The organism is Pseudomonas sp. PIC25 (genome assembly GCF_002286785.1).
Taxonomy (GTDB): Bacteria; Pseudomonadota; Gammaproteobacteria; order Pseudomonadales; family Pseudomonadaceae; genus Pseudomonas_M.
This window is the reverse complement of the sequence record NZ_MUJY01000183.1, coordinates 23251-35456: the sequence shown is the minus strand read 5'-3', so window position 1 is coordinate 35456 and position 12206 is coordinate 23251. Positions and strand designations below refer to the sequence as shown.

Below are 12206 nucleotides of genomic sequence, written 5' to 3'. Positions count from 1 at the left end.
TTATTGCTCCGGTTACAGCGGACGATGCTCGATCTGTAGCTTGTCGAAGATCGCCGCGCCGGCCTCGGTCTCGTAGCCGGTGTTGTCCTGGGTGTAGACGCCCGCCTTGAAGTACAACAGTTTTGTCGCCCAGGCCGAGTCCAGCTTCGTGGTCCACTTCGTCGAGTTCACGTTCACGCTCAGCGTGCCTTTCGGTGTCAGGTGGATGCTGTAGATGAAGCGTTGGTTCAGCGGAACGCCGCTGAGCACATTGATGACTTCCGACGTTTCGTCATTCGGCGAGCGGCGGACCTTCACCACGATGTTGCCGTAGCCATAGCGCGCCTTGTACTGGTACTCCAGCTTCAGCAATGGGCGGCTGCTCTTGTAGGCATGGATCTGGCCGACCACGATCTTGCCGGTGGACGGAACCTGGCTGACCTTCAGGCCGGCTCGCAGGAAGTTGTCGGCGCTCGGATAGGTCCAGTTACGCAGTCTGCCGTCCGGATAGGTCTCCCTTAATTCCGTCCGGGGGTAGCTGGCGCTCTCGGTGGTGGTGCCGTTGACCGGTGCCCAGAAAAACACGGTGTTGTAACCGTTGTTCTTGAAGTAGTGGTCCTGATACCCGGTGGCTAGGACTCGGGTCTCGATGGTGGTGGCGGGAACGCCGACGGGAATGCTCAGGTTCCAGATTGCAAGGTCGATCATGACTGATTCTCTCTGTACTACGGGAGAACGGCTTCAGTCGGGGCACAGCATGTCCATCGTCGGTAAGCGCCTTACCCGGCTCCTTGCCAGTACACACGAGCGGAACGTTCTTAGCGGTTGGTTGGCAGATCAGGGCTGGCGCCCGCTGTGAAGCAGGCGGCCAGTCCGGTTTGGCTCAGAGTGCGCGGTGTTCGATTTTCAGCACGTCGAAGGTTGCGGCGCCGGCTTCGGTTTCGTAGCCGGTGTTGTCCTGGGTGTACACGCCGGCCTTGAAGTACAGCGGCTTCGGGGCCCAGCTGGAGTCGAGCTGCGTGCTCCAGGTGGTGTTGTTGACGGTCACGCTCAGCTTGCCCTTCGGGTCCAGGCGGGCGACATAGTCGAAGTCCTGGTTCAGCGGGACGCCCCGGAACAGCGTGATGACCGTGCTGGTCTCTTCGGTCGGCGTGTAGCGGACCTTGGCCACGATGTTCCCGTAGCCGTAGGTGCTCTTGTACTGGTACTCCAGCTTCAGCAGCGGCTTGTCGCTCTGGTAGGCATGGATCTGGCCGATGACGATCTTTCCGGTGGACGGTACCTGGCTGACCTTCAGGCTGGCGCTCAGGAAGTTGTCGGCGGCCGTATGCACCCAGTTGCGCAGTCGCCCGTCGGCATAGGTTTCGCGCAGTTCGCTACGCGGATAGATGGCGCTATCGGTGGTGGTGCCGTTGACCGGCGCCCAGAAGAACACGGTGTTGTTCGCGTTGTTCTTGAAGTAGTAGTCCTGATAACCGCCGACCAGAACCGGGGTTTCGATGGTGGTGGAGGGGACGCCGACAGGGATGGTCAGGTTCCAGGTAGCGAGGTCGATCATGACTGATTCTCCTAAGAGAAACTGCTTCAGTCGGGGCACATCTCAATCCACGAGTCAGTAAAGAGCTTTACTCGGCAATCCGGCCGGTGACACACGAACAGAAGGGGTGTGGCAAAAGGGTTCTTTGTCCGAAGGTGTCTACGACACCGTCTCGCGGTCGCTTTATAAGGCCTACGGAGTGTGAGGTGAAAGGCTTTTTTGACGTGATATTGGCGTCAAAAATTTGATTTTTAGGTTTTTTGCTATTGATTTGCCATTGCAGTGTGGCCAATGGCTATGGCAGGGCATTTTGTCGTCTGGCTTGTCCGACAAGGCGATCGTTCAAAAGACTGGCGCCGGTTTTTTGTAAGCGAAGCGGCAAAATCGATGCGAAGAGGGCGCTTGCGGAGAGGATGTTTCCCGACGAACGGTAGTCGTTGCGCCGCTCTGGAATGGGGATCGGGGAGAGTTGAAAGGAGAACTGATCGACAAAACGGGGTGGACGAATCCTTGTCCACGGGGGAGAGGGGTCAGAGCGGTTTGTGTTCGATGTGCAGCCGATAGAAGGTGGCCATCCCGCCTTCGTTGGCGTAGCCGGTATTGTCCTGGGTATACATGCCTGCCTTGTAGTAAAGCGGCCTCGGTGCCCAGCTCCTGTCCAGGCGGGTCACCCAGCGATAGCCGGCCGCATGCACGGCGAGGGAGCCGTTGGGCGTCACATGCAGGCTGTAGGTGAAACGCTTGTTCAGGGGAACGCCCTCGGCCACCGTCACTACCAGCGGGTCCTCGTCGTCCGGCCGATTGCGGAACTTGGCGACGACATTCCCAAGCTTCTCGTCATCCTCGTATTGGTACTCCAGCTTCAGCATGGGCTTGGTGCTGTTCCAGGCATGGATCTGTCCGATCACGACCCTGCCGGACGAGGGCACCTGATTGACCGACAGGGCGGCGCGCATGAAGTTGTCGGCATCGGCGTACAGCCAGTTGCGCACCCGGCCGTCGGGATAGCTCTCCCGTAGCTCCGTGCGCGGATAGATCGCATTCTCCGTTTTCGAACCCGTCACCGGCGCCCAGAAGATCACGGCTCCGGAAGGCGTGCGGAAGTAATTGTCCTGATACCCCTCGACCAGCTTCGGGGTTTCGATGATGGTCGCCGGCGTTCCGACGGGAACGCTCAGGTTCCAAGTGGCGAGATCGACCATTGAGCAACGTCCTCGATTGTTTCCTGTGGCGGCATTCCGCTCTGGTGGTGAGATTTTTTCACGGAGAGTGTGCCTTCGAGGCCGGATCGCTTTTGCTGATGCGTTCGCAAAACTCAGACTTTTAGCGACTTTTGTCTCATGTGGCGATGAATGGATATTGAGTGCTATTCATAATTAAATGGCATTTTGCCGCTTCGCTGGCGAGCAAAAACATTCATCGAATGAATGGGAAGGTTGGATGAGGGGGACCACGGAATCGAGCCTTGGCTGCCGATCCGCCCCAATCTCTGGGATCGGCTATGGTTCTCAAGGGAATATGACAAACCTCACCGGGGAGTTCCAGCATGCTGCTACGCCGCTTCGGTATCGGCCCGCGCGCCGCCGTGAGTTTCGCCCTGATTGCCGGGTTGCTGTTGTTCACCGGCCTCTTTTCCCTGAGCCACATGTCCGTCATCAACCAGGCTTCTACCGTGATCAGCGAAGACTGGTTGCCGGGCGTGCAGAAATCTGGCCGATTGCAACTGCTCTCTGCTCGCTTCCGTCTGCAGCAGTTCGCCCACATCCTCACCCATGACGAGGCCGGCATGTCAGCGGTGGAGCGACGATTGCAGGAGGTGCTGGGGGAGCTGGAGAAGGTCGAGAACGATTTGTTCCGTACCGCTAGCGGTCCGGAGGAAACGGCGTTGCTGGAGCGGTTCCGCTCGCAGCGCACGGATTACCTGAAAGCGCACGAGTCCTTTCTCGCCATCTCCCGCGCCAACCGTACCGACGATGCCTTCGCCAGCCTGAACGGCATGGCACCCCAGTTCGACGCCATGCGCCAGGCCGCCGAGGAAATCGCGCAACTGAACAGCCGCGGTGGCGAGGCGGCCAGCGCGGCGGCGGATGAGGAATTCGCCAGCAGCCAAGTGGAGGTGATCGTCTCGCTCGTCCTGGCTGCGGCCCTCACCGCCCTGCTGGCGTGGATGCTGACCCGCAGCATCGTGGGGCCGCTCGGCGACGCAGTGGAGGTCGCCCGTACCGTGGCCAAGGGCGACCTCACCGGACGCATCGAGGTCGAGGGCGAGGACGAGCCGGCCCAGTTGATGCAGGCCCTGGCGGACATGCAGGTGCAACTGCGGCGGACCATTCAGCAGATTGGCGGCTCGGCGACGCAGTTGGCGTCGGCTGCCGAGGAGCTGAGTGCGGTCACCGAGGAAAGCAACCGGTCGCTGATCCGCCAGAACGACGAGATCCAGATGGCCGCGACAGCGGTCAACGAGATGACCGCCGCGGTCGAGGAAGTAGCGCGCAATGCCAGCTCGACTTCGGAAGCCTCCAATGCTTCCGCCGAGTCGGCCGGGCAGGGGCGCGACCGGGTACGGCAGACCATCGCTGCCATTCGCCGTATGGGTAATGAGGTGAATACCACGGCCACCTTGGTGAGCAGCCTGGCCGAGCAGGCGCAGAACATCAGCAAGGTACTCGATGTGATCCGCTCCATCGCCGAGCAGACCAACCTGCTGGCGCTCAATGCCGCCATCGAAGCGGCGCGCGCCGGCGAGCAGGGACGCGGTTTCGCCGTGGTGGCGGACGAAGTGCGTGCCCTGGCCCACCGGACCCAGGAATCCACCCTGGAAATCGAGCAAATGATCGGCAGCATCCAGGAAGGCACCAACCAGGCGGTCAACGCGATGAACGGCAGCAGCCAGCGGGCCCTGGGCATGCAGGAAGAAGCCGAGGCCGCCGGGCAGGCGATCGAAGCCATCGCCCGGCAGGTCGAGTCGATCAACGAGCGGACCCTGGTGATCGCCAGCGCCGCCGAGGAGCAGGCTCAGGTGGCGCGGGAAGTGGACCGAAACCTGGTGAACATCCGCGACCTGTCGCTGCAGACGTCGGCCGGGGCTAACCAGACCGCCGCCGCCAGCCAGGAATTGTCGCGTCTGGCGGTAGAACTGAACACCCTGGTGACGCGTTTCGTCGTCTGAGCGGCGCGGGTACACTGGCGGCCCGTCCATGACTCTTACCGCTCCGATGACTGCGCTCAGGTTTCTCCAGGCGTATCCGCCCGCCTTGCTGGATCAGGTCCGTCACCTGATCGCCGAGGATCGCCTGGGCGAATACCTGGCCAAACGCTACCCGGCGCGCCATGAAGTGCAGAGCGACAAGGCGCTGTACACCTACACCATGGCGCTGAAGCAGGAGCACCTGCGCAACGCCCCCGGCATCGACAAGGTGCTCTACGACAACCGACTCGACGTGGTGCAGCGCGCGTTGGGGCTGCACACTGCGGTGTCGCGGGTGCACGGCGGCAAGCTCAAAGCGAAGAAGGAAATCCGCGTGGCCTCGTTGTTCAGGGATGCGGCGCCGGAATTCCTGAAGATGATCGTGGTGCACGAACTGGCCCACCTGAAAGAGTTCGAGCACAACAAAGCCTTCTACAAACTGTGCGAACACATGCTGCCGGGCTACCACCAACTGGAATTCGACCTGCGCCTGTACCTCACTTGGCGCGAATTGCAGGGCGGTCGGAGCGATAGCTGAACGCCGTCAACCCGCTTACTCCTCGAAGCGGCTCGTATCGTCACGGTCGCGCTCGTAGCGTTTCTTGAGCGGAAACGGCGGTAGCCAGGATTCGCGCCGGACGGTCCAGAGTTCGTAGGTTGGCATCAACTGATCGGGTGCATCCAGGGAGCCCAGGTTCACTTCGATTTCATCCGCACTGCGCGAGAAAACCGACGAGCCGCAGCGGGGACAGAAGAACCGTCCGGCGTAGTCGTGCGTTTCGCCTTCGACCGTCACCGCATCCTCAGGAAAAATCGCCGACGCATGAAACAGCGCCCCGTGATGCTTGCGGCAATCGAGACAGTGACAGAGACCGACCCGATACGGCCGCCCCGAGGCGACGATGCGGACGTTTCCGCACAGGCAGCCACCTGTGAATCGGTCCATGGTGCGTCTCCTTTGCAAACACTCGAAATGTTGACCACAAGCCCCGCCGGGCGATCCGTCTGCGCGAACTGCGTCTGCTATCGAGATAAATGAAGATAGCAGTGGGGTTGATGTAAAGAGTGGGCCTGAATGAGACTCCCGCTAGCTGATGGCACCCACGTTCCGCGTGGGAGCCCGGCCTGAGAAGCTCTGCGTCAATACGGGATGGCGCTGTGTGCAGGGCTTTAGGATGACGCGGAGCGTCAGGGGTTCCGTTTCCACGCAGAGCGGGAACGATCCAGCAAAATGGCTGCGGCTCAAACGTCCGCTGCGACGACCTGTCGGGCGGTTGCTGAACTCTGGCAATGGATTGCCGAGCCACGCCAATCCCCAAGCCACCGATATGCGGCGGCGCGAAAAGCCTATCCACGAGGCCATCAGGGACGCGGTGAGCCGACGCACAAAAAGAAAAAGGGAACGAGCCCAAGGCCCGTCCCCTTTTCGTCACGCCAGCGGATCACTTGACCCAGTGTTTACCCCAATGGGTAATGTCGTAGGACTTCTGTGCACTGAGCGCGCGGGCGGCGGTGCCGGTCGAGCCGGCGATCTCGTCGTCGATGAGTTTGGTCGACAGCGAGAACCAGCTGGTGGCGAAGGCCATGGCGTCACCATTGATCTCCAGGGCACGCTGGTCCAGGTTGGTGATGTCGTCGCAGGCCTGGTGGTAGCAGGGGTCGAAGGCAACGCCCGCTTCACCGCCGTACTTGGCCGCCTGTTCCTCGGTCTTGACCACTTCCGCGCCGGTGAACAACCCGCCGAAGGCGATGCCGTCCAGGAAGAACTGCGCATAGTCGGAACGGAAGCTGATCTCGTCGCCCTCGGAGGGCAAACCGCGCAGTTGGTAGTAGGTCTCGAACAGCTTCTCTACCGCGGCGGATCCGGGTGGGCCTTCCAGGCCGAAGTCGGAGCCGTCGCCGTCATAGATGAAGTACGCGAAGTTCGGCGAGGCGATCATGTCGAAGTTCAGGTAGACCTTGATCTTCTTCTTCTCGTCGTCGCTGAGGTTGTTCACGTAGTAGGTCGAGCCGACCAGGCCGGACTCTTCGGCGCCCCACCAGGCGAAACGGACCTTGTTGCGCGGATGGGCCTTGCGCATCTGCAGGGCCATTTCCAGGACGGCCGCGCTGCCCGAGCCGTTGTCGTTGATGCCGGGGCCTTCGAACACCGAGTCCAGGTGGGCACCGACCATCACCACGTTGTTCGGGTTGCCCCGGCGGGTTTCGGCGATCACGTTGAAGGTTTCGGTCTGCTCGCGCACCACGTCCACCACCAGGTGCAACTGCAGGCCCTCGGTGCTGGCCCAGGCCACGCCGTTGTCATAGGTGGCGAACACGGCCGGGATGCCCCCTTCGTAACCATCGCCCAGGGTGGCGTTGATCAGGTCCTTGCGGTCCTCGGTGTCGCCCTGGTTGAAGATGATCACGCCGATGGCGCCAGCCGCCGCGGCATTTTCGGCCTTCTGCTCGAAGTTGCAGCTGCCGCGCTGGATCAGCGCGATGGAGCCGGACGGGAAGCCGTTGAAGTCCTCGGCCTCACAACCGCTGCTGGAGGTGTTGCCGGCGCCGAGGGCGAGATCCACCGGTACCACGTTGCCGGTGATGTCGCCGGGTTCGGTCTGCGACAGGTAGGTGAAGTCCACGTCCCATTCGTAGGTTTCCGGCGTCGGCAGTACGGCTGCCAGTTCGCCGGGGCCCTGTGGATAGAACGCGGTGAACGGGAAGGACTGCAACTTGACCTGATAACCGGCCTGCTCCAGCGTCTGCTTCACGTAGTCCACCGACGCCTGGTAGCCGGACAGCCCGGCCGCGCGCGTACCGTCGTTCGCGGTGGCGACGTCCTGCAGCGCCTGCAGGTGGTTCATGATCTTGCTGGCCTGCATGCAGCGGGGAAGGCCAATGGGTGTGTTGTTCAACAGGATCGAATTGCAGCCGGACGGATCGGGCCGTGACGGACTCCAGAACTCGTTGAACAGGTCGGTTTCCAGGGGTGGGGCGGCGTACAGCGTCGTGGAGAGGGAGAATGCGAGGGTACTGCAGACGACACGCAGCGTTTTGTTTTTGTTAGACATGGTTCCTCCAATCCTTTAGGGAGAGATCACCAGCGCGCTGTTCGTTTTCGAGACGGTGCGCTAGCCAGGTCGGCGCATGGCTTGTGGCCACTAATCCTTTACTGCATCGTCGGACGCGAACCTAAAGCCTAGACTGGGCCGCTTCGTTTTGGTTCGGTCGTACCAGATAAATTTTTCCAACCGGTCAATTTCGCGCATGGGCCATAGGCGCAGCGGGTTGCGAGCGGGCCGTCTGTTTAGAAGCCCGGCCGCTGCTGCTAGGCTGACACCAATTGTTTGATGGAGATTTTCCAGGCATGCGATTTCTTTCCGCCATGCGGCTGGCTGCCTGTCTGTTCGGCCTGCTGCTCGGCTCCCCGGTACTGGCGCGCGAGTGGCTGGCGGTAGGAGCGCAGTTCCCTGGCGTGTTCGAACGGACCACAGCGGGCGAATACCGTGGCCTGGCACCCGATCTGCTGCGGGCGGCCATGGGGCGTTTCGGCGACACGGTCCGTTTCGAACGCCACCCCTGGTTGCGCGCCCAGCAGATGGTGGAGCAGGGGCATGCCGACATCCTCATCGGCCCCTATTGGACGGCGGAGCGGGAGAAGCGCTTCGCCTATGGCCGCCACCCGTTCTACCAGGACCGTATCGTTTTCTATGCCCGTCTCGATACGAAGACCGGCTGGAAGGGCGACCTGGCCGCCTTGAGCGACCGGGAGATCGCGGTGGTGCGCGGCTGGACGTACGGCGAGCGCTTCGAGAATGCCCGGCCGCAGCTCGATCTGGTGATGGTCGGCAGCGTGGAGAACGGGCTACGCATGCTCAGCATCGGGCGGGTCGGCCTGCTCGCCAGCAACGAGCGCAACACCGCACCGGTGCTGACGTCCCTGAAGCTGAACACCCATATCGCCAGGCTCGAGCCGATCATCGATACCCAGCGGGGCTACTTCGCCTTCACCCGCGACACCACCGGCGATGCCCTTCGGATCAGGTTCGATCGCGCATTCGACGCCCTGGTGGCGGACGGCACCCTGGCCCGGTTGGCGAAGAAGCATGGGGTGGAGACGCCTTGACCGGCAAGGCTACGAATCTCGCGGGATGCAGGCCATCGGTCGGGGCGTTTCAGTAGAAAGCAAAAGGTCTGTGTCCCAAGAAATTGGAGAACTGCGTCACGGTTTTGGGCACTAAGCGGGAATGGCACGGTCAATCCATGCGGGGGCCAAGTTTGGTCCTGGATTCCGGGCCGCTCGACGGCCTTCAACCTGATGGAGGTGATCCATGCGAACTCCCTTATTGCTGGCTGCGCTGCTAGGCGCTCTGCTGGTGGGCTGCGACAAGAAGGACGAGCCCGCGCAGAGCCCGAGCACTCCGCCGCCGAGCACAACCGAGCAGCCGACCACGCCGCCGACCACACCCCCGCCACCGCCGGAGCAGCCGCAAGGCACCGGGACCGGCACTGGCACCGGGACCGGGCAGAGCCAGTAGGTCCTGCCGGGCTTCCCAGGCGGCCCGCGCCGCCTGGGGTCTCAGCTTCACTGGCTCAGCTCGCACACTTCGGCGTGCGGCGCGAGCTTGAGGAACTGGTCCATGCGCATGTGCACCAGACTCTCGTGGTCTCCCGCTTCCAGATAGATGTCCTGCTGCCGGGTCAGCATCGGGTCGATCAGCATGTTCATCCCGTAGGCCTCGCCGACGGCCGGGACCGCGCCGCGCTCGCAATCCTTGAACAGGCTGCCGATCCGGTATTCGCTGGTCAGTTGCCACTTACGCGAATCCTTGCGCACCTTGCTCAGATCCAGATGCCGGTTGGCCGGCACCACGGCCATCAGGAAATGGCCGCGGCGGTCGTCCAGCACCACCGATTTGGCCAGGCGATCCGCCGGTATCCCGGCTGTCCGTGCCGATTCCAGGCTGGTCGCCGAATGTGGGTGGGATACCAGTTCGAACTGGCATCCGGAGCCCTCAAGGCTGCGTTGCAGGGTTGCCGCCATACGCATGATTCACCTCCTCGTCCGCTCCGGGCATGTCGCTTTATCTGATCAAAGTTTAGCCAGCGGTGCGCTGTGGCAGTCCCCCGGGGCAGGAACACTTGGTGCTATGGGGAGGGATGAATAGACGAGGAAGACGTAACCGGTCGGAAAGGGCTTGCCGTCATGGCGCTTTCCTGGCGCCATAAGATTGCCACATAATGGCCATTCGCCATTTCATGGCGAGGCGGCGATTGACCGTGCCCGAACCGTAACGAGCCTCGACCGACTGGAATCGCCCCAATGTTTTCGTCGCGCGCCGGCGCCTTGCTGCTGTTGCTGTTGTTACCCGCCGGTGCGTGGGCGGAAAAGCTGCGGCTGGTGGGCGACATCTGGCCTCCCTACACCGATCAGTCGTTGCCCCATGGCGGCCTGGCCGTGGAACTGGTGAGTACGGCACTGGAGCGTGCCGGCTACACCAGCGAATACATGGAAATGCCCTGGGCGCGGGCCCTGCATGGTATCGGCAACGGCAGTTATGACGTGCTGGTCTGCGCCTGGCATTCCCCCGAGCGGGAGGCGATCGGAGCATTCTCGACGCCCTACCTGACCAACCGGATTCTGTTCCTCCAGCGCAAGGACAACCCCGTCCGCTACCGCCGGCTGGACGATCTGCTGGCGCTGGATATCGCCGTGGTGCGCGGTTACGCCTACGAGCGCCATTTCGACAGTTACGAGCGATTGCGCAAGGTGCCGGTGCTGGGCTTCGACAACGCCCTGCACATGCTCTATGCCGGACGGGTGGCCCTCACCCTGGACGACGAGCGGGTGGCGCGCTTTCGCTTGTCCCGCGAGTCGCCCCGCCTGCAAGCGGCGCTGGAGTTCCTGCCCAGGCCGCTGAGCGAGAACCCGCTGCATATACTGGTCAGTCGCCACCATACCGACCATGCCCGCATCGTCGCTGCCTTTGACCGGGCGCTGGCCGGGATGCGCGCCGATGGCACCTACGCGAAGCTGTTGCGCGCCTGGGAGAGGGACGGCGATAGCAGTCTGCGGATCACGGCGCGCCCCTGAGCGGTGCGGGGCGCACCGTGCCTGTCTAGAGCGTCCTCAGGAACGCCACCAGATCGGCCTTTTCCGACTCGCTGAGACCGCGTTGCAGCACCAGGTTGAAGAACTCCACAGTGTCGTCCAGGGTCAGCAGGCGGTCGTCGTGCAGGTACGGCGGCGAGTCCTTGATGCCGCGCAGCGGGAAGGTCTTGATCGGGCCGTCGGCCTTGGCCAGCCGGCCGTTGATCGTCTGCGGCTCGAAGAAGCGCTCGGTCTTCAGGTTATGCATCAGGTTGTCGGTGTAATACGGCGGCACATGACAACCGGCGCAGGCGGCCTTGCCGAAGAACAGCTCCTGACCGCGCATTTCCTGCTCGGTGGCCTTGCTCGGGTCCAGCTTGCCCTCGATATCCAACTTGGGCGCGGGCGGGAAGTCGAGCAGCGCCTGGAACTCACCCATGAAGTGCACCTGGCTGCCGCGCTCGAGGATGTTCACGCCTTTCTTGGTGGCGATCACCGGGTCGCCGTCGAAGTAGGCGGCGCGTTGTTCGAACTCGGTGAAGTCCTCCACCGTCTTCAGGGCGCGTTGCGAGCCGAACAGGCGCTGGATGTTCACCCCGCGCAGCGATGGGGTGTCGATGCGGTGGCGCAGCTCCTGCGGACGGATGTCGCCGACCAGGTGAGTGGCTGCGTTGGTGTGGCCGTTGGCGTGGCAGTCGAAGCAGGCCACGCCGAAGCTGGGCTTCTCGCTGCGGCGGTCGGCGGTGGCGTTGAACTGCTGCTGCATGAAGGGCGTGACGAGCAGGCGCAGGCCCTCGATCTGCTTGGGATTGAGGATGCCGTTGAACAGCTCGTAGTAGTTGGACAGGGTCACCAACTTGCCTTGGGAAACGTCGCCCAGGTCTGGCCGGGTGGTGAGGAAGATCGGCGCCGGGAATTCGGGCAGGAAGTGGTCCGGCAGGTCGAAATCCAGATCGAAGCGGGTCAGGTCGCGCTGTTGCTGCTTGTTGATCTCATCGATCTGGAAGTGTGGGAAAACCATCCCGCCTTCCGCATGGTTCGGGTGGGGCAGGGGCAGGAAGCCGGCTGGGAAGAGCTTCTTCTCGCGAATCTCGTCCGGGCTCATCTTCGCCAATTCGTCCCAGGTCGTGCCCTTCGGCAGCTTGACCCTGATCCCCGCCTGGACCGGCTTACCACGGGTCATGGTGACGCCATTGGCGGGCCTGTCGGCGAGATCGTAGCGCTCTTCCAGCAACGCTTTCTGTTTTTGCATGACTTTCGGTTTGTCCGCCGACATGCGTTTGAACACGGTATCGAAATCCTCTTCGATCACCGGGGCGTAACTGGATGGCTTCTCCGGTTCGGCGCCATGACCGGCACCGGTTATCACGGCAAGCGCCAGACCGGTGGCAAGCGCCAGACGGTTGCGGGCGAGTGGAATGGTCATCTAT

At 62.4% G+C, this 12206-nt stretch carries 12 protein-coding genes and 1 pseudogene; 6 read left to right on the top strand and 7 right to left on the bottom strand.

What is annotated here, in order from left to right; translation table 11 throughout:
* Positions 1–12 precede the first annotated feature (12 nt).
* The 3 genes from BZL41_RS24885 to BZL41_RS24875 form a co-directional block, all read right to left on the bottom strand.
* Positions 13–687, bottom strand: a complete 675-nt coding sequence (locus BZL41_RS24885; protein WP_095601744.1) for a polysaccharide lyase family 7 protein — start codon at positions 685–687, stop codon at positions 13–15.
* Between the two features lie 175 nt (positions 688–862).
* Positions 863–1537, bottom strand: a complete 675-nt coding sequence (locus tag BZL41_RS24880) for a polysaccharide lyase family 7 protein (protein ID WP_095601743.1) — start codon at positions 1535–1537, stop codon at positions 863–865.
* Positions 1538–2046: 509 nt separating this feature from the next.
* Complete coding sequence (locus BZL41_RS24875; protein ID WP_095601742.1) at positions 2047–2718, bottom strand: polysaccharide lyase family 7 protein; 672 nt, start codon at positions 2716–2718, stop codon at positions 2047–2049.
* Positions 2719–3062: 344 nt separating this feature from the next.
* On the opposite strand from BZL41_RS24875, the pseudogene BZL41_RS29570 reads away from it, so the two are divergent.
* From BZL41_RS29570 to BZL41_RS24865, 3 genes and pseudogenes are all read left to right on the top strand, one after another.
* Positions 3063–3827 (top strand): annotated as a pseudogene (locus BZL41_RS29570) (MCP four helix bundle domain-containing protein); the annotation flags it as partial.
* Complete coding sequence (locus BZL41_RS29565; RefSeq protein WP_371916568.1) at positions 3804–4685, top strand: methyl-accepting chemotaxis protein; 882 nt, start codon at positions 3804–3806, stop codon at positions 4683–4685. The pseudogene BZL41_RS29570 and the gene BZL41_RS29565, both read left to right, overlap by 24 nt.
* A 46-nt stretch (positions 4686–4731) precedes the next feature.
* Positions 4732–5241, top strand: coding sequence for a YgjP-like metallopeptidase domain-containing protein (locus BZL41_RS24865; RefSeq protein WP_095601740.1), 510 nt, complete (start codon positions 4732–4734; stop codon positions 5239–5241).
* A 15-nt stretch (positions 5242–5256) separates the two neighbouring features.
* Here BZL41_RS24865 and BZL41_RS24860 read toward each other — a convergent pair whose 3' ends face one another.
* Positions 5257–5649, bottom strand: a complete 393-nt coding sequence (locus BZL41_RS24860) for a GFA family protein (RefSeq protein ID WP_095601739.1) — start codon at positions 5647–5649, stop codon at positions 5257–5259.
* Between the two features lie 496 nt (positions 5650–6145).
* The gene (locus BZL41_RS24855; RefSeq protein ID WP_095601738.1) at positions 6146–7756 is read right to left on the bottom strand and encodes a M28 family metallopeptidase; all 1611 of its coding nucleotides are present in this window, start codon (positions 7754–7756) and stop codon (positions 6146–6148) included.
* Positions 7757–8052: 296 nt separating this feature from the next.
* On the opposite strand from BZL41_RS24855, the gene BZL41_RS24850 reads away from it, so the two are divergent.
* Positions 8053–8811 (top strand): ABC transporter substrate-binding protein, encoded by a 759-nt coding sequence (locus BZL41_RS24850; RefSeq protein ID WP_095601737.1) that lies wholly within the window; start codon positions 8053–8055, stop codon positions 8809–8811.
* 205 nt (positions 8812–9016) lie between these two features.
* Positions 9017–9223: a hypothetical protein gene (locus tag BZL41_RS24845; RefSeq protein WP_084336110.1), complete on the top strand. Its 207-nt coding sequence runs from the start codon at positions 9017–9019 to the stop codon at positions 9221–9223.
* A 47-nt stretch (positions 9224–9270) separates the two neighbouring features.
* Here BZL41_RS24845 and BZL41_RS24840 read toward each other — a convergent pair whose 3' ends face one another.
* Complete coding sequence (locus tag BZL41_RS24840) at positions 9271–9735, bottom strand: aminoacyl-tRNA deacylase (RefSeq protein ID WP_095601736.1); 465 nt, start codon at positions 9733–9735, stop codon at positions 9271–9273.
* Positions 9736–10008: 273 nt separating this feature from the next.
* Between BZL41_RS24840 and BZL41_RS24835 the strand changes: the two genes are divergently transcribed.
* On the top strand, positions 10009–10779 hold the full coding sequence (locus BZL41_RS24835; RefSeq protein WP_095601735.1) for an ABC transporter substrate-binding protein: 771 nt from the start codon (positions 10009–10011) through the stop codon (positions 10777–10779).
* Between the two features lie 25 nt (positions 10780–10804).
* Here the strand turns inward: BZL41_RS24835 and BZL41_RS24830 are convergent, their stop codons facing one another.
* The gene (locus tag BZL41_RS24830) at positions 10805–12202 is read right to left on the bottom strand and encodes a cytochrome B6 (RefSeq protein ID WP_095601734.1); all 1398 of its coding nucleotides are present in this window, start codon (positions 12200–12202) and stop codon (positions 10805–10807) included.
* Positions 12203–12206: the final 4 nt, after the last annotated feature.